Source organism: Micromonospora xinjiangensis, assembly GCF_056150165.1.
In genome coordinates, this window is record NZ_JAXCFO010000005.1 from 37,540 (window position 1) to 56,137 (window position 18,598).

Sequence of the window (18,598 nt, forward strand, 5' to 3'; positions counted from 1 at the left end):
CAGGGAACGGGCGTTTTGCGCCTTTCGTCCACGACCACAACCGCATGATCGCCCGGAGACGGCGGGGAGCGTGCGGGTGGGGTGGGGGTGGGTTAGGGGAGGTGGGTCTGGATCGCTTCGGCGAGGCGGTCCGGGGCGCCGGGGGCATGGCCGAGGAAGAGCGAGGGCTCGGTGAGTTCCAGCTCGACGAGGACCGGTCGGCCGTCCGCGCCCGGGATCAGGTCCACCCGGGCGTACAGCAGCCGGTCCGCGCCGCCCGGCACCGCCGCGAGGGTCTTCCCGGCCACCGCGAGCTGCTCCTCGGTCGCCACCCGGGCGGTGATCTCCTCGGGCCGGTAGAGCCCGTCGACGCCGAAGTCCGGGCCGGTCAGCATCGGCCCCTTGCGGATGGCGTGGCTGAACGCGAGGCCCCGCGGGCCGCCCAGGAAGAGCAGGGCGGTCTCGCCCACCGTGTCGACCGCCGTCAGGTACGGCTGGACCATGGTGACCCGGCCGGCGTCCGACAGCCGCCGCACGTGCGCGACCGCGAGGTCACGGTGCTCCGGGTCGGCCAGGTCGTAGCGGCCGGTGTCCTGGCTGCCCGCGCTGACGGCGGGCTTGATGACGTACTCGCCGGAGTCGGCGGGCGGCTGCCACGACTCGCCCGGCGTCACCCACGACGTGGGGACCGTCCGGACGCCGGCGGCCGACAGGTCGTCGAGGTAGCGCTTGTCCGTGTTCCAGCGGACGACGTCGGCCGGGTTCGCCAGCCTCGGTACGCGCTCCGCCCAGGCCACGAACTCGTCGCGGCGCGACATGTAGTCCCACGGTGAGCGGAGCACCGCGAGGTCGTACGCCGCCCAGTCGGCGGCCGGATCGTCCCAGACCACGGCCTCGGCGGTGACGCCGCGGGCGGCCAGCGGGCCGAGTACGAGCCGGTCGTCCGGGTCGAGGTCGGCGAGTTCCCGGCAGGTGACGAGAGCGACCCGGGGTTCCCCCCGGGTCGACTGGTGGTGGTTGGTCAACTTATCTCTTCGGTCCGCTCAACGGGCCATCGTGCGCCGCGCCATCGACCGCCACAGGTCGTTGCTCGGCCGCATCTGGTCCATCAGCTCCCGCTCCCAGGCGTTCTCGACGGTGACCCCCGCCTTGGCGCAGGCCTGCCGGGCCTCGACCGTGTCGGTCGCGAACTGGTCTCCCCAGGCCCCGTCCTCACCCACGAGGACGATGCGCGCGCCACGCTTGCCGACGTACTCGATGACGGCCTTCGCACCACCGTGTCCGGCGGCGAACGACTTGATCCCCGCCACCAGGCCGTTGGGGGCCTGGTCCGTGTGTTCAGCCGTCAGCGTCGTATCGGAACCATCTGCCATGACGCGAAGCCTATGCAGACTTCCACCCTCGAGTGCGAGAACCGTGAACCTTTTGTGATGCCTGTTACCTGCACGTTTAAAGATCTCCACAGGTAATTTGTCCTGTTTTATAAGGACTTTGGGGACGAACTCCCCCGGCTAAACCCGCCCTTCGGCGGGTGAGGTTGAGCCGGTCCGACTCATGCTGACAGGTATCAGGATGTGACGTTAAACCGGACAACTCATCAATGATGATGATTTGGAGGCCATAGCTGGGCGGTACCGGACATGCGCCGGCTCCCCCGGCCGCGACGCTCGATCCGCTCCGGCCACCCGGGCGGGGCCGTCAGATCAGCGCGTCGAGGGCGACCGCGGCGAACACGATCGTCAGGTAGGTGGTCGACCAGTGGAACAGCCGCATCGGCTTCACCGCCTGGCCGCGCGCCGCCCGGCGGGCGAGCTTGTGCGCCTCGACCACGAGGACGCCACCCACCACGAGCGTCGGCACCCCGTAGACGAAGCTCATGCCCAGCGGCCAGACCGCCAGCGAGGTCAGCACGGTCAACCAGGTGAAGATCAGGATCTCGGCGTTGACCCGGCGGGTGGACGCCACCACCGGCAGCATCGGGATGCCGGCCCGCGCGTAGTCGTCCTTGTACTTCATGGCGAGCGGGTAGAAGTGCGGCATCTGCCAGAAGAAGACCACCGCGAACAGGCCCCAGGCGGCCGGGGCGAGCGAACCGGTCACCGCGGCCCAGCCGATCAGCACCGGAGCGGCCCCGCAGGCCCCGCCCCAGAACGTGTTCGCCGCCGTGGTGCGCTTGAGCCAGAGCGTGTAGACGAGGTCGTAGTACGCGATCGCGGCCAGCGTGAGCCCGGCGGCCAGCAGGTTGGTGAACGCCGCCATCAGCGTCACCGAGACCACTGCCAGCACCAACCCGAAGATCAGCGCGCTGCGCGGCGAGACGGTGTGCGCGGGCAGCGGGCGGCGCTTCGTGCGCCGCATCAGCTGGTCGATGTCCCGGTCGATGTAGCAGTTGAGGACGCTGGCCGCACCGGCGGCGAGCGAGCCACCGACCAGCACCACGGCGATCAGCCAGAGCGACGGCAGCCCGTCGGCGGCGAGCATCATGGCCGGCACCGTGGTGACCAGCAGCAGCTCCACGATCCGCGGCTTGGTCAGCGCCACGTACGCCCGGACGACCGCCCGGACGTCCCGGCGCGGCGCGACCGAGTCCTCCGCCACCGTCCGCGCGGACTGCTGTCCGGCGGGGCTGCTGACGGGGCGCTCGGTGATCATGCTCACGGATTGCCACCTTCCGGCGTCGGCACAGGAGATTCGGGTCGGCCGGACCCGCGAGGGCCACACACCGCCCCACACACTACGCGCTGTCGTTTTGCCTGCCCGGCCGACCCGGCAACGGTGCGGGCCGTCACACGCTCCGGCTCTACACCGGATCCTCCGGTCGGAGTACGAAGGAGCATGCAGTGATCCCCGGGCGGACGTTTAGGACGGCTCGATAGGGTCACCAGTGAGGGTTCCGCCCATCTGCCGAGGAGCACAACCAACGTGGCTGCCAACCGATCCGAGACCGCACTGAACTGGTCCGACCTCGACCGCCGCGCCGTCGACACCGTACGCGTGCTGGCCATGGACGCCGTGGAGAAATCCGGCAACGGTCACCCGGGCACCGCGATGAGCCTCGCGCCCGCGGCGTACCTCCTGTTCAACCGGGTGATGCGGCACAACCCGGCCAACCCGAACTGGCCCGGCCGGGACCGGTTCGTGCTCTCCGCCGGGCACTCGAGCCTGACCCTCTACATCCAGCTCTTCCTCTCCGGCTACCCGCTCAGCCTCGACGACCTGAAGTCCCTGCGCCAGTGGGGTTCGCTCACGCCCGGCCACCCGGAGCACGGGCACACCCCCGGCGTGGAGACCACCACCGGCCCGCTCGGCCAGGGCCTGGGCAACGCGGTCGGCATGGCGATGGCGGCCCGCCGCGAGCGCGGCCTGTTCGACCCCGAGTCCGAGCCGGGCGCCTCCGCGTTCGACCACCACATCTGGTGCATCGCCTCCGACGGCGACATCGAGGAGGGCATCAGCCACGAGGCCAGCGCCCTCGCCGGCCACCAGCAGCTGGGCAACCTCGTCGTGATCTACGACGACAACGAGATCTCGATCGAGGACGACACCCGCATCGCGAAGAGCGAGGACGTGTCGGCCCGCTACGAGGCGTACGGCTGGCACGTGCAGACCGTCGACTGGCGCCGCGGCGACGCCGACCAGGGCGACTACCACGAGGACGTCGAGGCGCTCTACCAGGCGCTGCTGGCCGCCCGGGCGGAGACGGGCCGCCCCTCCTTCATCGCGCTGCGCACCATCATCGGCTGGCCCGCCCCCAACAAGCAGAACACCGGCAAGATCCACGGCTCGGCGCTCGGCGCCGACGAGGTGGCCGCCACCAAGCAGATCCTCGGCTTCGACCCGGCGCAGAGCTTCGCCGTCGACGAGGAGGTGCTCGCGCACGCCCGTGAGGTGCTGGGCCGCGGCGAGCAGGCGCAGCGGGAGTGGACCGCGGTCTTCGACGGCTGGGCGCAGGCCAACCCGGAGCGCAAGGCGCTCTACGACCGGCTGGCCAACCGGGCCCTGCCGGCCGGCTGGACGGACGCGCTGCCGGAGTTCCCCGCCGACCCGAAGGGCATCGCCACCCGCGCCGCCTCCGGCAAGGTGCTGGAGGCCCTCGCGCCTGTGCTGCCCGAGCTGTGGGGCGGCTCGGCCGACCTGGCCGAGAGCAACAACACCACGATGAAGGGCGAGCCGTCGTTCATCCCGGCCAGCCACGCCACGAAGGACTTCCCCGGCCACGAGTACGGCCGCACGCTGCACTTCGGCATCCGCGAGCACGCCATGGGCGCGATCCTCAACGGCATCACCCTGCACGGCGGCACCCGCCCGTACGGCGGCACGTTCCTGGTGTTCAGCGACTACATGCGCCCCTCGGTGCGGCTCGCCGCGCTGATGAAGCTGCCGGTGGTCTACGTCTGGACGCACGACTCGATCGGCCTGGGCGAGGACGGCCCCACCCACCAGCCGGTGGAGCACCTGAGCGCGCTGCGCGCCATCCCCGGCCTGGACGTCGTCCGGCCGGCCGACGCCAACGAGACGGCCTGGGCGTGGCGGATGGCGCTGGAGCACACCGACCGCCCGACCGCGCTGGCGCTGAGCCGCCAGGCCCTGCCGACGCTGGACCGCAGCACGCTGGGCAGCGCCGAGGGCGTGGCGCGCGGGGGGTACGTGCTCGCCGAGGCGTCCAGCGGCAAGCCGCAGGTGATCATCGTGGGCACCGGCTCCGAGGTGCAGCTCTGCCTCACCGCCCGGGAGCGGCTGGAGGCGGACGGCATTCCGACCCGGGTCGTCTCGATGCCCTGCCAGGAGTGGTTCGCCGAGCAGGACGAGGCCTACCGGGAGTCGGTCCTGCCGCGCGGGGTAAAGGCACGGGTGAGCGTGGAGGCGGGCATCGCGATGTCCTGGCGCGGGATCGTCGGCGACTGCGGCGAGAGCGTGAGCCTGGAGCACTACGGTGCCAGCGCACCGCACTCGGTGCTCTTCGAGCAGTTCGGGTTCACCCCCGACCGGATCGTGGCCGCCGCTCGCGCGGCGCTGACCCGGGTGGGCGACATCACCGGTTTCACGACCGGCAACTGAGGGGAGCGTGGACGGCATGACGGACAGGCTGAGCGAGCTCAGCGCCGCGGGAGTGGCGATCTGGCTCGACGATCTTTCCCGGACGCGGCTGAGCTCCGGCGGGCTGGACCAGCTGCGCCGCGAGAAGCACGTGGCCGGGGTGACCACGAACCCGACCATCTTCGCGACGGCGTTGAGTGACGCCGACGAGTACAACTGGCAGCTGCGCGACCTCGCCGTACGCGGTGTGGAGGTCGAGGAGGCCGTCCGCATGCTCACCACGTACGACGTGCGGTGGGCGTGCGACGTGATGCGGCCGTCGTACGACAAGAGCGGCGGCGTCGACGGCCGGGTGTCGATCGAGGTCGACCCGCGGCTGGCGCACGAGACCGAGAAGACGGTCGCCGAGGCGAAGGCCCTCTGGTGGCTGATCGACCGGCCGAACCTCTTCATCAAGATCCCGGCCACCGAGGCCGGCCTGCCGGCGATCACCGCGACGCTGGCCGAGGGGATCAGCGTCAACGTCACGCTGATCTTCGGTCTGGACCGCTACTCGCAGGTGATGGAGGCCTTCCTCGCCGGCCTGGAGCAGGCGAAGGCGAACGGCCACGACCTGTCGAAGATCGGCTCCGTGGCCTCGTTCTTCGTCTCCCGGGTGGACACGGAGGTCGACAAGCGGCTGGAGAAGATCGGCTCGGCCGAGGCGAAGGCGCTGCGCGGCAAGGCGGCCATCGCCAACGCCCAGCTGGCGTACGAGCGCTACGGCGAGGTCTTCTCCTCGGCCCGCTGGCAGGCCCTGGCCGACGCCGGGGCGCACCCGCAGCGGCCGCTGTGGGCCTCCACCTCGACGAAGAACCCGGACTACCGGGACGTCATCTACGTCGAGGAGCTGATCGCCCCCGGCACGGTCAACACCATGCCGGAGTCGGTCATCCACGCCTACGGCGACCACGGGGAGACCCGCGGCGACACCATCACCGGCTCGTACGACGCGGCCCGCAAGGTCTTCACCGACCTGGAGGCGGCCGGCGTGGACATGACCGACGTGATCGCGGTGCTGGAGCAGGAGGGCGTCGAGAAGTTCGAGGCGAGCTGGCTGGAGCTGCTCGACGGCGTACGCAAGTCGCTGGAGTCGGCGGCGCGGGGCGCGGGCACCCCGGGCCGGGCGGCGCAGGGCAACGCGCAGGCGGCGGCCCAGGCGGGAGGCAACGCGTGAGCGACCTGATGGCGACCCCGGCCGAGTCGGCCGCGGGCCTGACCGTGCACGGGGCGGAGGCCGTCGACAAGTCCGCCCCGGCCTCGACGCGCGACGCGCTGGTCTCCGCCGGCGTGCCGGGCAAGCTGGCCGCGAAGGACCCGAGCCTCTGGGGCCCGGACGCCGAGGCCGAGGCGAAGATCCGCCTCGGCTGGGTGGACACCCACCAGCGCAGCCGCGAGCTGCTGCCCCAGCTCGCGGAGCTGAAGGCGGAGCTGGGCGACCTCGACCACGTCGTGCTCGCCGGCATGGGCGGCTCGTCGCTGGCCCCCGAGGTGATCACCCGCACCCTCGGCCGGCCACTGACCGTGCTCGACACCACCGACCCGGGCCAGGTCCGGGCGGCGCTGGGTGACCGGCTGGAGCGCACCGTGGTCGTGGTGGCCAGCAAGTCGGGCTCGACCGTGGAGACCGACAGCCACCGGCGGGCGTACTGGCAGGCGTTCCTGGACGCCGGGATGACCGAGGCGGAGGCCGGCCGGCACTTCGTCATCGTCACCGACCCGGGCTCGCCGCTGGAGGAGATCGCCGCCGGGATGGGGGCGTTCACCGTGCTGGCGGACCCGAACGTCGGTGGCCGCTACTCGGCGCTCACGGCGTTCGGGCTGGTCCCGTCGGCGCTGGCCGGCGTGGAGGTGGCGGAGCTGCTCGACCAGGCCGACGCACTGGCCGCCTCGCTGGCCGGCGACCGGGACAATCCGGCGCTGGCGCTGGGCGCCGCGCTCGGTGCGGCCGCCACCGGCGGCCGGGACAAGGTCGCCCTGGTCTCCGACGGCACCGGCATCGACGGGCTCGGCGACTGGGCCGAGCAGCTGATCGCCGAGTCGACCGGCAAGGCCGGGGTCGGCATCCTGCCGGTCGTGGTGGAGTCGCCGCAGAGCCCCGGCGCCACCGGCGGCGACGTGCTGACCGTGAGCTACGGCGGCGCGCTGGCCCCGGGCGAGGTGCCCGGCGGCGGGGGCGACGTGGACGTGGCGGTCAACGGCCCGCTCGGCGCGCAGTTCCTGGCCTGGGAGTACGCCACCGCGGTGGCCGGCGTGGTGCTCGGCATCGACCCGTTCAACCAGCCGAACGTCACCGAGTCCAAGGAGAACACCAACAAGATCCTCGCCTCGGGGCTGCCGGCGGAGACGCCGTCGTTCACCGAGGGCGCCATCGAGGTGTACGCCCCCACCGGCGCCCCCGGCGACCTGGCCGGCGTGCTGCGCTGGCTGGTCGACGGGCTGGGTGACGACGGATACCTCGCGGTGATGGCGTACCTCGACCGGTTCGCCGACGCCGACGCGGCCCGGCTGCGGCCACTGCTGGCCCGCAGCGGCCGCCCGGTCACCTTCGGCTGGGGTCCGCGCTTCCTGCACTCCACCGGCCAGTACCACAAGGGCGGCCCCCAGGTCGGCAGCTACCTTCAGCTGACCGGCGCGGTCAGCGAGGACCTGCCGGTGCCCGGGAAGTCGTACACCTTCGGCGAGCTCCAGGCGGCCCAGGCCGCCGGCGACCGGCAGGCGCTCGCCGGCCGGGACCGCCCGGTGCTGCGGCTGCACCTGACCGACCGGGCCGCCGGCCTGGCCCAGCTTCTCGATGCGGCCGGTGAGCTGGGCGCGTGAGGATGGAAGACGTGGACAACGCGGAGCGAAGAAGCGGTGTGAACCCGCTGCGCGACCCGCAGGACCGGCGGCTGCCGCGGATTCCCGAGCCGTGCGCGTTGGTGATCTTCGGGGTCACCGGCGACCTGGCCCGGAAGAAGCTGCTGCCCGCGGTCTACGACCTCGCCAACCGGGGGCTGCTGCCACCGGGCTTCGTGGTGCTCGGGTTCGCCCGCCGCGACTGGGGTGACGGCGACTTCGAGACCCTCGCCTGCGAGGCGGCCCGCAAGCACGCCCGCACACCCTGGCGGGACGAGGTCTGGGCCCGGCTGGCCGGCAACATCAAGTTCGTCGGCGGCTCGTTCGACGACGACGAGGCCTTCGACCAGTTGGCCACCACCCTCGACGAGCTGCGCCAGACGCACGGCATCCCGGGCAACGCGGCGTTCTACTTCTCGATCCCGCCGGCCGCCTTTCCCGTGGTGCTCAAGCAGCTCGCCCGCACCGGAATGGCGGACAACGCGAAGTCCGGCGGTTGGCGCCGGGTGGTGGTGGAGAAGCCGTTCGGGCACGACCTGCCGTCGGCGAAGGCGCTCAACGACCTCGTCGACGACGTCTTCACCCGCAAGGACGTCTTCCGGATCGACCACTACCTGGGCAAGGAGACCGTCCAGAACATCCTCGCCCTGCGGTTCGCCAACAACCTGTTCGAGCCGCTGTGGAACTCCAAGTACGTCGACTCGGTGCAGATCACCATGGCCGAGGACGTCGGCATCGGCACCCGCGCCGGCTTCTACGACTCGGCCGGCGCGGCCCGCGACGTGCTCCAGAACCACCTCCTCCAACTCCTGGCGCTGGTGGCCATGGAGGAGCCGACCAGCTTCGACCCGGACGAGATCCGCACGGAGAAGCTGAAGGTGCTCAAGGCCATCACCCTGCCGAAGGACGTGAACGCCGGCACCGTGCGCGGCCAGTACCTCCCCGGCTGGGTCGGCGGCGAGCGGGCCCTCGGCTACCTGGAGGAGGCGGGCGTCCCGCAGGACTCCACCACGGAGACGTACGTGGCGGTCCGGCTGGGCATCCAGAACCGCCGGTGGGCCGAGGTGCCGTTCTACATCCGGGCCGGCAAGCGCCTGCCCCGGCGGGTCACCGAGGTCGCCATCATGTTCAAGAAGGCGCCGCACCTGCCGTTCGACCGCACCGACGTGGAGTCGCTCGGCAACAACCAGCTGGTCATCCGGGTCCAGCCCGACGAGGGCGTGGTGCTCAAGTTCGGCTCCAAGGTGCCCGGCACCGCCATGGAGGTCCGCGACATCGCGATGGACTTCCAGTACGGCGAGGCGTTCACCGAGTCCAGCCCCGAGGCGTACGAGCGGCTCGTGCTGGACGTGCTCATCGGCGACCGGACGCTGTTCCCGGACGCCGCCGAGGTCGAGCAGAGCTGGCAGGTGATCGACCCGCTGGAGCGGGCCTGGGCCGGCACCCGACCGGAGCCGTACCGGGCCGGCGAGTGGGGTCCCCGCGCTGCGGACGAGATGCTGGCCCGCGAGGGCCGGGCTTGGAGAAGAGCATGATCGGCCTGTGGGACACCACCGGCAACGAGGTGGTCAAGGCCCTCGCCGCCGAGCGGCGCAGCGCGGGCGGCGTGGCCAGCGGAATGGCGCTCACCCTCATCGTCGTGGTGGACGAGAAGCGGGTACGCGAGGCGGAGGCGGCGGCGACCATCGCCGCCGCCGCCCACCCGTGCCGGCTGCTGGTCGTGGTCCGCTCCGACATCGAGCGGGAACGCAACCGCCTGGACGCGGAGATCGTCGTGGGTGGCCGGCTGGGCCCCTGCGAGGCCGTGGTCATGCGGATGTACGGCCGGCTGGCGCTGCACGCGGAGTCCGTGGTGATGCCGCTGCTGGTGCCGGACGTGCCGGTGGTCACCTGGTGGCACGGTGAGCCGCCCGCGGAGATCGCCACGGACTTCCTCGGCGTGGTGGCCGACCGCCGCATCACCGACACGGCCCAGGCCGCCGACCCGGTGGCGGCGCTGCGCCAGCGTGCCCACGACTACGCACCGGGCGACACCGACCTGGCCTGGACGCGGATCACCCCCTGGCGGACGCTCGTCGCCGGAGCGTTCGACACCACCGAGGCCAGGGTCACCGAGGCCACCCTGGTGGCACCCCGGCAGGACCCGACCGCCGCGCTGATGTGCGGCTGGCTGGCCAGCCGGCTCGGCATCAGCCCGCGCTGGGAGCACACCGACGAGTTCCCCCGGATGCGGGAGGTGCAGCTGCGCTGCGCCAACGGCGACGAGCTGACCCTCACCCGGGACGACAGCGTGGCCACGTTCCGGCGCACCGGCCAGGAGGACCGGCACCTGCCGCTGGTCCGCCGTCCGCTCGGCGACGAGCTGGCCGAGGAGCTGCGGCGGCTCGACGCCGACCAGGTCTACGCGGAGGCACTGGGTGCCATCGCCGGGGTGACCGGTCTGGAGCAGCGCCCCGGCACCCGGGTCCACGTGTGGAAGGACCCGGCCACCGCGCAGCGGGCCGAGGCGGGCGTCACCGCGCACGCCAGCACCAGCCAGAGCTGACGGCGACGACCACGCACCCGCAAGACCCGTACCGTCCGCGCGGCGGTCGGCGAGAAGACGAAAAGGCACAGGATGAGTGAGGCGAGTGTCGCCGTCCACGCGGACGCCGAGCTGCTGGCGCAGGCGGTGGCGGCACGCCTGGTGGTGAAGCTGCTCGACGCCCAGGCCGAGCGCGGCCAGGCGTCGGTGGTGTTGACGGGCGGCCGTATCGCCGCGGCCGTCTACCGGGCCGTCGCGGCCCTGCCGGCGCGGGACGCGGTCGACTGGTCACGGGTGGACGTCTGGTGGGGCGACGAACGGTTCCTGCCCGCCGGGGACCCGGAGCGCAACGAGACGCAGGCCCGCGCGGCGCTGCTCGACGTGGTGCCGTTGGACCCGGCCCGGGTGCACCCGATGCCGGCCTCCGACGGCCCCGCCGGGGCCGACCCGGAGGAGGGCGCCGCCCGGTACGCGGCCGAACTGGCCGCCGCCGCCCGGCCCGGCACCGCCGCGCTGCCGCACTTCGACGTGCTCATGCTCGGCGTCGGGGAGGACGGGCACGTCGCCTCGGTCTTCCCGGAGCACCCCGTGCACTACGAGAGCCGACCGGTCAGCGCGGTGCGGGGCAGCCCGAAGCCGCCGCCCGTCCGCACCACGCTGACCCTGCCGACCATCAACACGGCCGAGGAGGTCTGGCTGGTGGCGAGCGGCGCGGACAAGGCCCGGGCCGTGGGCATGGCCCTGGCCGGCGCCGGGCCCGTGCAGCTGCCCGCCGCGGGCGTGCACGGCGTGGGCCGTACGCTCTGGCTGCTCGACCGGGCCGCGGCCGCCGACGTGCCGGCCCGGCTGCGCAGCCTCCGCTGACGCCAGACCGGCGGTGCCGGTCTGGCGCACCCGGGTGGCCGTCCCGCGCGACGGCCACCCGTGCCGTTCGGCGGGCCGGCGGCGCGCTCAGCGGCCGCGACGGCGGCGCAGCTCGGCCAGCGCCTCGGCGAGGATCGCGGCGCCCTCCTCGTCGGTGCGTCGCTCCTTCACGTAGGCCAGGTGGCTCTTGTAGGGCTCCGGCCGGGCCCGCCCCGGCGGGTTCCGCGCGTCCCGGCCGGCCGGGTGACCGCAGCGCCGGCAGTCCCACTGCGGCGGCGCGGTGGCGTCGGCCGAGATCAGGATCTCGATGCGGTGGCCGTTGCGGCACCAGTAGGTGACCGCCTGGCGGGGGGCCGGCTCGTACTGCTCGGGCGGGCGCTCGGGGGCGGATCCGATCCGGGAGCCCCGGATCACGTTGCCATGGGGCACGGCTGCTCGCTCCTGTCGTCGGAGGGGAACCGCCGCGGGGGGACGGCGGGCGACGCGGTGGCGTGGAAAAAGATCTGCGCGCGGCCCGTCGGGTGACGGACCGCGCGCAGATTGTACGACTCGGAAGGGCCGCTCAGGTGTTCATCTGGAGCCGGAGCCAGAGGCCCAGACCCACGATGCAGGCGAACCAGACGATGCCGACCAGCACCGTGTAACGGTCGAGGTTCTTCTCCGCGACCGAGGAACCGGCGAGGCTGGAGCTGACGCCCCCGCCGAACATGCTGGACAGCCCACCGCCCTTACCTCGGTGCAGCAGGATCAGCATGGTGAGCAGGATGCTCGTGATGATCAGCAACACGATCAACGTGTATGCGAACCAGGTCGGCAGCATGGCTGGGGTCAGTCCTCTCGTAGCGATCCTCGCCCGGACAGGTCGGGCACGGTGGCACCGACCGGCGGACGGGCGGAGTCAAGGATAGCGAGCGATCAGCGAGCGATGTGCTCCGGGAACCGGCAGATCTGCGCGAATTCCTCGGCGTCCAGGCTCGCCCCGCCCACCAGGGCCCCGTCCACGTCCGACTGGGCCATGATCGCGGCGACGTTCGACGCCTTGACCGAGCCGCCGTAGAGGATCCTGACCTGGTCCGCGATGCCCTGGTCGTACAGCTCGACCAGCCGCTCGCGGACCGCCCCGCACACCTCCTGGGCGTCCTCCGGCGTCGCGGTCTTGCCGGTGCCGATCGCCCAGACCGGCTCGTACGCCACGACCACCTTGGTCACCTGCTCGGCGGAGACCCCCCGCAGGGCGCCCTGGAGCTGGTCCGCGCAGTGGGCCACGTGCCGGCCCTCCTCCCGGACGTCCAGCCCCTCCCCCACGCAGAGGATCGGCGTCAGCCCGTGCGTCAGCGCCGCCTTGACCTTGGCGTTGACCAGCGAGTCGTCCTCGTGGTGGTAGGCGCGCCGCTCGGAGTGCCCGACCACCACGTAGGTGCAGCCGAGCTTGGCCAGCATCGGCCCCGCGATGTCACCCGTGTAGGCGCCGGAGGCGTGCGGCGACAGGTCCTGTGCCCCGTAGCCGATCAACAGCTTGTCGCCCTCCACGGCGGTCTGCACGGTGCGCAGGTCGGTGAAGGGCGGCAGGACCACCGTCTCGACGTCGGTGAGCTGCTTCTCGGTGAGGCTCGCCGCCAGCTTCTGCACCAGCAGGTTGGCCTCGAGGTGGTTGAGGTTCATCTTCCAGTTGCCGGCCATCAGCGGCCGGCGGGTGGCGCCCGCCATCAGTTCTCCAGAGCAGCGATGCCGGGGAGGGTTTTGCCCTCCAGGTACTCCAGGGACGCCCCACCACCGGTGGAGATGTGACCGAACGCGGACTCGTCCAGGCCGAGCGCCCGCACCGCCGCCGCCGAGTCACCGCCGCCGACCACGCTGAACGCGTCGGCCTTGGTGATCGCCTCGGCCACACCACGGGTGCCGGCCGCGAACGGCGCCATCTCGAACACGCCCATCGGACCGTTCCAGAAGACGGTCTTCGCCTGCGACAGGGCGGCCGCGAAGCCCGCCACCGTCTCCGGGCCGATGTCCAGGCCCAGCCGGTGGCTCGGGATGCCGTCCGCGCGGACGGTGTCGTGCGCGGCGTCCGGGGCGAACGCGTCCGCGGCCACCACGTCGACCGGGAGCATGATCTTGCCCGGCGCGCGCTCCATCAGGTTGCGGCAGGTCTCGACCATCTCCTCCTCGAGGAGCGACGTGCCCACCTCGTAGCCCTGGGCCTTGAGGAACGTGAAGCACATCCCGCCGCCGATGAGCAGCCGGTCGACGGTCGGCAGCAGGGCTTCGATCACCGCGAGCTTGTCGGAGACCTTCGAACCGCCCAGCACCACCACGTACGGCCGCTCCGGGTCACCGGTCAGCTTGCTGAGCACCTCGACCTCGCGCAGCACCAGCCGGCCGGCGAAGTGCGGCAGCCGGGTGGCCACGTCGAAGACGCTCGCGTGCTTGCGGTGCACCGCGCCGAACGCGTCGTCGACGTACGCCTCGCCGAACCCGGCGAGCTGGTCGGCGAACGCACCGCGCTCGGCCTCGTCCTTGCTGGTCTCGCCGGCGTTGAAGCGCAGGTTCTCCAGCAGCGCCACCTCACCGTCGGCCAGCGCGTCCACCGTGGAACGGGCCGAGTCGCCGACGGTGTCGGTGGCGAAGCGCACCCGGACGCCCAGCAGCTCGCCGAGCCGGTCGGCGACCGGCCGGAGGCTGAACTGCGGATCCGGCGAGCCCTTCGGCCGACCCAGGTGCGAGCAGACGGTCACCTTCGCGCCGGCGCCGGTGAGCGCGCTCAGGGTCGGCAGGACGGCGCGGATGCGGCCGTCGTCGGTGATGGCGCCGGTCTGCTTGTCGAGCGGGACGTTCAGGTCGGCGCGCACCAGCACGCGCCGACCCGACACCCCCTCGGCGAGCAGGTCGTCGAGGGTCCGGATGCTCACAGCGACGAACCCACCAGCTTGACGAGGTCCACGAGCCGGTTCGAGTAGCCCCACTCGTTGTCGTACCAGCCGACGGCCTTCACCTGGTTGCCGATGACCTTGGTCAGCGGCGCGTCGAAGATGCAGGACGCCGGGTCGGTGACGATGTCCGACGACACGATCGGGTCCTCGTTGTAGGTGAGGATGCCCTTCAGCGGGCCCTCCGAGGCGGCCTTCAGCGCGGCGTTGACCTCGTCCACGCTGGTCTCCCGACCCACCGTGACGGTCAGGTCGGTGACCGAGCCGGTCGGGATCGGCACGCGCAGCGCGTAGCCGTCCAGCTTGCCCTTCAGGTCCGGCAGCACCAGGCCGATCGCCTTCGCGGCGCCGGTCGAGGTCGGCACGATGTTCAGGGCGGCGGCGCGGGCCCGGCGCAGGTCCTTGTGCGGGGCGTCCTGCAGGTTCTGGTCCTGCGTGTAGGCGTGGATCGTGGTCATCAGACCCCGCTCGATGCCGAACGTGTCGTGCAGCACCTTGGCCATCGGGGCGAGGCAGTTGGTGGTGCAGGACGCGTTCGAGATGATCGTGTGCTTGGCCGGGTCGTACTGGTCGTGGTTGACGCCCATGACGACCGTGACGTCCTCGTTCTTCGCCGGAGCGGAGATGATGACCTTCTTGGCCCCGCCCTCGACGTGCGCCTTCGCCTTCGTGGCGTCGGTGAAGAAGCCGGTCGACTCGATGACCACGTCGGCGCCGACCTCGCCCCACGGCAGCTTCGCCGGGTCCTTCTCGGCGTACGCCTTGATGGTCTTGCCGCCCACGGTGATCTCGTCGGCGGTGGCCTTGACCTCCTGCGGGAGGCGGCCAAGGATGCTGTCGTACTTGACAAGGTGGGCGAGCGTCGCGTTGTCGGTCAGGTCGTTCACCGCCACGACCTCGATGTCAGCGCCGGACGCCAGCACTGCCCGGAAGAAGTTGCGGCCGATCCGACCGAAGCCGTTGATGCCAACCCGGATGGTCACAGGTCCCATCTCCTCGCGTTCTGGTCCGCCGGTCGCAGACCGTGTCGCCGGCGGAGTGATGTGCGCCGACCGTTGGAGCCGGCCGTTGACAGTTCATCTCGGCCACCCCGCCGCGGTCCGGGAGGACCTGACCGCCCGAGGCGGTTCGCGCGGCGCGGAGTGCCTGTGCCGGCCCCCTTGCCGTACGCTGCGACCTTATCCGAGCGCGTGGCAGCGCGCCGCGCGGGGTGGTGATCGACTCGCGTCTCCGACCTCTCGCGCACCCCGGCGGAAGGCAGGGCGTGCCTGCCGGCCCGCTCGCCTCCGCTGACCGCCACCGTCCTATCAGACCACGAGCATGTCGGGCGTGACGGCCGCTTCCGTATCCGGGATGCCCAGGTCACGGGCGCGCTTGTCGGCCAGCGCCAGCAACCGGCGAATCCGGCCGGCGATGGCGTCCTTGGTCAGCGGGGGGTCGGCGAGCGCACCCAGCTCCTCCAGCGAGGCCTGACGGTGCTCCAACCGCAGCCGGCCGGCCGAGGTGAGGTGGTTCGGGGCGTCGTCGGCGAGGATCTCCAGCGCCCGGGTCACCCGCGCGGCGGCGGCCACCGCGGCCCGCGCCGAGCGGCGCAGGTTGGCGTCGTCGAAGTTGGCCAGCCGGTTCGCGGTCGCCCGCACCTCCCGGCGCACCCGGCGCTCCTCCCACGCGAGCACGCTGGAGTGCGCGCCGATCCGGGTCAGCAGCGCGGCGATCGCGTCGCCGTCCTTGACCACCACCCGGTCCACCCCGCGCACCTCGCGGTTCTTGGCGGTGATGCCGATGCGCCGGGCCGCGCCGACGAGCGCCAGCGCCGACTCGGGGCCGGGGCAGGTGATCTCCAGCGCGCTGGAGCGGCCCGGCTCGGTCAGCGAACCGTGCGCCATGAAGGCGCCCCGCCAGGCGGCGACGGCGCAGCACACGTTCGCGGCGACCACGTGCGGGGGCAGGCCGCGCACCGGGCGGCCCCGGACGTCGAGCAGGCCGGTCTGTCGGGCCAGCGCCTCGCCGTCCTTGACCACCCGCACGATGAAGTGGCTGCCCTTGCGCAGCCCGCCGGAGGCGAGCACGTGGATCTCGCTGGGATAGCCGTAGACCTCGGCGATCTCCCGCCGCAGCCGGCGGGCCACCGCGCCGGTGTCCAGCTCCGCCTCGACCACCACGCGACCGGAGACGATGTGCAGCCCGCCGGCGAAGCGCAGCAGCGCCGCCATCTCCGCCCGCCGGCAGCAGGGCTTGGGCACGTCGACCCGACTCAGCTCGTCCTTGACCGCGGCCGTCATCGCCATTGTGCGTCCCCTCACGGACCCGTTCCGGCGTGTCGCCGGAGATTACGTACGTGTCTAACGATCGGCGCCCAGGACAGGCACCAGCGCGGCGCCCAGGGCGGCTGGATCATGGCGAGGAGTGCCGTCGGTGACGGCGACGGGGGCGAGGACCAGCCGGGCACCCAGCGATTCTGCCGCACGTTCGACCGGTTCGGGGTCACCCACCGCCTTGGCGTCGGCCAGGACGTGATCCACCTTCAGCTCCGGCAGGTACCAGCGCAGCGCGGCCAGATGGTCGGCGACGGAGAGGCCGAGGGTCTCCTTCTCCGCCGCGAGGTTGAGGGTGACCAGGCGGCGGGCCGGGCTGGCCACGATCGCGTCGGCCAGCCGGGGCACCAGCAGGTGCGGCAGCACGCTCGTGTACCAGCTGCCCGGACCGAAGATCAGCCAGTCCGCGGCGTGGATCGCCTCGACCGCCTCCGGGCAGGCCTCCGGCTCGCCCGGGGTCAGCCGCAGCGACTCCACCCGCCCGGTGGTGACCGCGACCTGGTGCTGGCCGGTGACCGTCCGCACCTCGTCGGGGCGGGCCGGGTCGGCGCCGCGGACCCGCGCCTCGATCCCCACCGGCTGGCAGGACATCGGCAGCACGCGGCCCACCGTGCCGAGCATCGCGCCGGCGTGCTCCAACGCCGCCACCGGGTCACCGAGCAGCTCCATGAGCCCGCACAGCACCAGGTTGCCGACCGCGTGCCCGGCCAGCCCGTCGCCCTGGTCCAGCCCCGACACCTCGGCGAAGCGGTGCTGGAAGAGGCCGGCGCTGCGCCGGGTGGAGGGGTGGTCGCCGGCCAGCGCGACGAGCGCCTGGCGCAGGTCGCCCGGGGGCAGGCCGCCCCGCTCGGCGCGCAGCCGGCCGCTGGAGCCGCCGTCGTCGCCCACCGTCACCACGGCCGTGATGTCCAGGTCCAGCTCCGGCGCACACCGGCGCAGCGCCCGCAGCGAGGCGGAGAGGCCGTGTCCGCCGCCGAAGGCCACCACCCTCGTCGTCATTCCCGCCCCAGGTCGCGGTGCTGTGCGTTGGCGGCGAGCCCGGACTGCCGCAGCCGCGCCGCCAGCTCCTCGGCGATCGCCACGCTGCGGTGCTTGCCGCCCGTGCAGCCGACCGCCACCGTCAGGTAGCGCTTGCCCTCCCGCTCGAAGCCCGTGGTGGTGGCGTTGACCAGGTCGGCGTACGAGGCGACGAACGCGTCGGCGCCCTCCTGGCCCAGCACGTACGCGCTGACCGCCTCCTCCCGGCCGGTGTGCTCCCGCAGCTCCGGCACCCAGTACGGGTTGGGCAGGAAACGGGCGTCCAGCACGAAGTCGGCGTCCGGCGGCAGGCCGTACTTGAAGCCGAAGGAGAGCACGGTGACCCGCAGCCGGCGGGCGTCCTCGCCGCCGAAGAGCTCCTCGATGCGCCGGCGCAGTTGGTTGACGTTGAGGTGGCTCGTGTCGATGATCACGTCGGCCTGGTCGCGGGCCTCCTCGAGCAGCCCGCGCTCGACGGCGATCCCGTCCGCGAGCCGCCCGTCGCCCTGCAACGGGTGCGAACGCCGGACGCTCTCGAAGCGTCGGATCAGCACCTCGTCGTCGGCGTCGACGAAGACCACCCGGGGCGAGAAGCCCCGCTCCCGGAGTTCACGGATCGCCCCGGCCAGATCCGTGGAGAAAGCGCGCGAGCGGACGTCCAGCACCATGGCCGTCCGGCGGGCCGCTCCGCCCGCCTTGACGGCCAGCTCGGCCATGTCGAGCATGAGCGCCTGCGGCAGGTTGTCGACCACGTAGTAGCCGACGTTCTCCAGCGCCCGGGCCACCGTGCTGCGCCCACCACCGGAGAGCCCGGTCACCACCACGAGGGTGGTGTCCGACTCCGCCGACGCCGCCTGGCCCACGCCTGTCTCCGCCGGGGTGCCGTGCCGCCCCTCGGCCGTACGCGCCTCGCTCACCGAATAACCCCCAAGCCGCTGGCGCCGCGGCCGCCCCCCGGGCCGCGAACGGTCAATCAGCGACTCTATCCCGCACCACCCGCCGCCCGGCGCCACGCCCCACCCGCACCACCGGCCCCTGCGCCCTCCCCACCGCCTCCCGTC

At 72.6% G+C, this 18,598-nt stretch carries 17 protein-coding genes; 6 read left to right on the forward strand and 11 right to left on the reverse strand.

Annotation, left to right across the window (positions count from 1 at the left end):
- Nucleotides 1-92: 92 nt before the first annotated feature.
- From SM573_RS19095 to SM573_RS19105, 3 genes are all read right to left on the reverse strand, one after another.
- The gene (locus SM573_RS19095) at nt 93-1,004 is read right to left on the reverse strand and encodes an ATP-grasp domain-containing protein (RefSeq protein WP_474614714.1); all 912 of its coding nucleotides are present in this window, start codon (nt 1,002-1,004) and stop codon (nt 93-95) included.
- A gap of 18 nt (nt 1,005-1,022) precedes the next feature.
- A complete protein-coding gene (locus SM573_RS19100; protein ID WP_474614713.1) occupies nt 1,023-1,352 on the reverse strand; it encodes a hypothetical protein in 330 nt (109 codons plus the stop codon).
- A 325-nt stretch (nt 1,353-1,677) separates the two neighbouring features.
- Nucleotides 1,678-2,637, reverse strand: coding sequence for a heme o synthase (locus SM573_RS19105; RefSeq protein WP_474614712.1), 960 nt, complete (start codon nt 2,635-2,637; stop codon nt 1,678-1,680).
- A 264-nt stretch (nt 2,638-2,901) separates the two neighbouring features.
- Here SM573_RS19105 and tkt point away from each other — a divergent pair, with 264 nt between their 5' ends.
- From tkt to pgl, 6 genes are all read left to right on the forward strand, one after another.
- Entirely contained in the window at nt 2,902-5,037 is a 2,136-nt protein-coding gene (gene tkt / locus SM573_RS19110) for a transketolase (RefSeq protein WP_474614711.1), read from the forward strand.
- Between the two features lie 16 nt (nt 5,038-5,053).
- Nucleotides 5,054-6,232, forward strand: a complete 1,179-nt coding sequence (tal, locus tag SM573_RS19115; protein WP_474616726.1) for a transaldolase — start codon at nt 5,054-5,056, stop codon at nt 6,230-6,232.
- Nucleotides 6,233-6,240: 8 nt separating this feature from the next.
- Nucleotides 6,241-7,875, forward strand: a complete 1,635-nt coding sequence (locus tag SM573_RS19120; RefSeq protein WP_474614728.1) for a glucose-6-phosphate isomerase — start codon at nt 6,241-6,243, stop codon at nt 7,873-7,875.
- 2 nt (nt 7,876-7,877) lie between these two features.
- Nucleotides 7,878-9,428 carry a glucose-6-phosphate dehydrogenase gene (gene zwf, locus SM573_RS19125; protein ID WP_474614727.1) on the forward strand — a complete coding sequence of 517 codons (1,551 nt, stop codon included), beginning with the start codon at nt 7,878-7,880 and terminating at the stop codon, nt 9,426-9,428.
- On the forward strand, nt 9,425-10,438 hold the full coding sequence (locus tag SM573_RS19130) for a glucose-6-phosphate dehydrogenase assembly protein OpcA (RefSeq protein WP_474614709.1): 1,014 nt from the start codon (nt 9,425-9,427) through the stop codon (nt 10,436-10,438). Before zwf ends, SM573_RS19130 begins: the two co-directional genes overlap by 4 nt.
- A 72-nt stretch (nt 10,439-10,510) precedes the next feature.
- A complete protein-coding gene (pgl, locus tag SM573_RS19135) occupies nt 10,511-11,281 on the forward strand; it encodes a 6-phosphogluconolactonase (protein WP_474614708.1) in 771 nt (256 codons plus the stop codon).
- 87 nt (nt 11,282-11,368) lie between these two features.
- Here the strand turns inward: pgl and SM573_RS19140 are convergent, their stop codons facing one another.
- From SM573_RS19140 to rapZ, 8 genes are all read right to left on the reverse strand, one after another.
- Entirely contained in the window at nt 11,369-11,710 is a 342-nt protein-coding gene (locus SM573_RS19140) for an RNA polymerase-binding protein RbpA (protein WP_474614707.1), read from the reverse strand.
- 133 nt (nt 11,711-11,843) lie between these two features.
- On the reverse strand, nt 11,844-12,098 hold the full coding sequence (secG, locus tag SM573_RS19145; RefSeq protein WP_474614726.1) for a preprotein translocase subunit SecG: 255 nt from the start codon (nt 12,096-12,098) through the stop codon (nt 11,844-11,846).
- 98 nt (nt 12,099-12,196) lie between these two features.
- Nucleotides 12,197-12,988: a triose-phosphate isomerase gene (gene tpiA, locus SM573_RS19150; protein WP_474614706.1), complete on the reverse strand. Its 792-nt coding sequence runs from the start codon at nt 12,986-12,988 to the stop codon at nt 12,197-12,199.
- Nucleotides 12,988-14,187: a phosphoglycerate kinase gene (locus tag SM573_RS19155; RefSeq protein ID WP_474616727.1), complete on the reverse strand. Its 1,200-nt coding sequence runs from the start codon at nt 14,185-14,187 to the stop codon at nt 12,988-12,990. Before SM573_RS19155 ends, tpiA begins: the two co-directional genes overlap by 1 nt.
- Nucleotides 14,184-15,188: a type I glyceraldehyde-3-phosphate dehydrogenase gene (gene gap / locus SM573_RS19160; RefSeq protein WP_474614704.1), complete on the reverse strand. Its 1,005-nt coding sequence runs from the start codon at nt 15,186-15,188 to the stop codon at nt 14,184-14,186. The genes SM573_RS19155 and gap overlap by 4 nt, the downstream gene beginning before the upstream one ends.
- 324 nt (nt 15,189-15,512) lie before the next feature.
- Nucleotides 15,513-16,493, reverse strand: coding sequence for a DNA-binding protein WhiA (gene whiA / locus SM573_RS19165; protein WP_474614703.1), 981 nt, complete (start codon nt 16,491-16,493; stop codon nt 15,513-15,515).
- A 54-nt stretch (nt 16,494-16,547) separates the two neighbouring features.
- A complete protein-coding gene (locus SM573_RS19170) occupies nt 16,548-17,519 on the reverse strand; it encodes a gluconeogenesis factor YvcK family protein (protein ID WP_474614702.1) in 972 nt (323 codons plus the stop codon).
- Nucleotides 17,516-18,400: an RNase adapter RapZ gene (gene rapZ, locus SM573_RS19175; RefSeq protein ID WP_474614725.1), complete on the reverse strand. Its 885-nt coding sequence runs from the start codon at nt 18,398-18,400 to the stop codon at nt 17,516-17,518. Before rapZ ends, SM573_RS19170 begins: the two co-directional genes overlap by 4 nt.
- Nucleotides 18,401-18,598 lie beyond the last annotated feature (198 nt).

Coding starts and splice junctions, on each gene's coding strand:
- pgl (WP_474614708.1), top strand. CDS start 10,511: ATGAGTGAGGCGAGTGTCGCCGTCCACGCGGACGCCGAGCTGCTGGCG.
- tal (WP_474616726.1), top strand. CDS start 5,054: ATGACGGACAGGCTGAGCGAGCTCAGCGCCGCGGGAGTGGCGATCTGG.
- zwf (WP_474614727.1), top strand. CDS start 7,878: ATGGAAGACGTGGACAACGCGGAGCGAAGAAGCGGTGTGAACCCGCTG.
- SM573_RS19120 (WP_474614728.1), top strand. CDS start 6,241: ATGGCGACCCCGGCCGAGTCGGCCGCGGGCCTGACCGTGCACGGGGCG.
- SM573_RS19130 (WP_474614709.1), top strand. CDS start 9,425: ATGATCGGCCTGTGGGACACCACCGGCAACGAGGTGGTCAAGGCCCTC.
- whiA (WP_474614703.1), bottom strand. CDS start 16,493: ATGGCGATGACGGCCGCGGTCAAGGACGAGCTGAGTCGGGTCGACGTG.
- SM573_RS19170 (WP_474614702.1), bottom strand. CDS start 17,519: ATGACGACGAGGGTGGTGGCCTTCGGCGGCGGACACGGCCTCTCCGCC.
- tpiA (WP_474614706.1), bottom strand. CDS start 12,988: ATGGCGGGCGCCACCCGCCGGCCGCTGATGGCCGGCAACTGGAAGATG.
- SM573_RS19100 (WP_474614713.1), bottom strand. CDS start 1,352: ATGGCAGATGGTTCCGATACGACGCTGACGGCTGAACACACGGACCAG.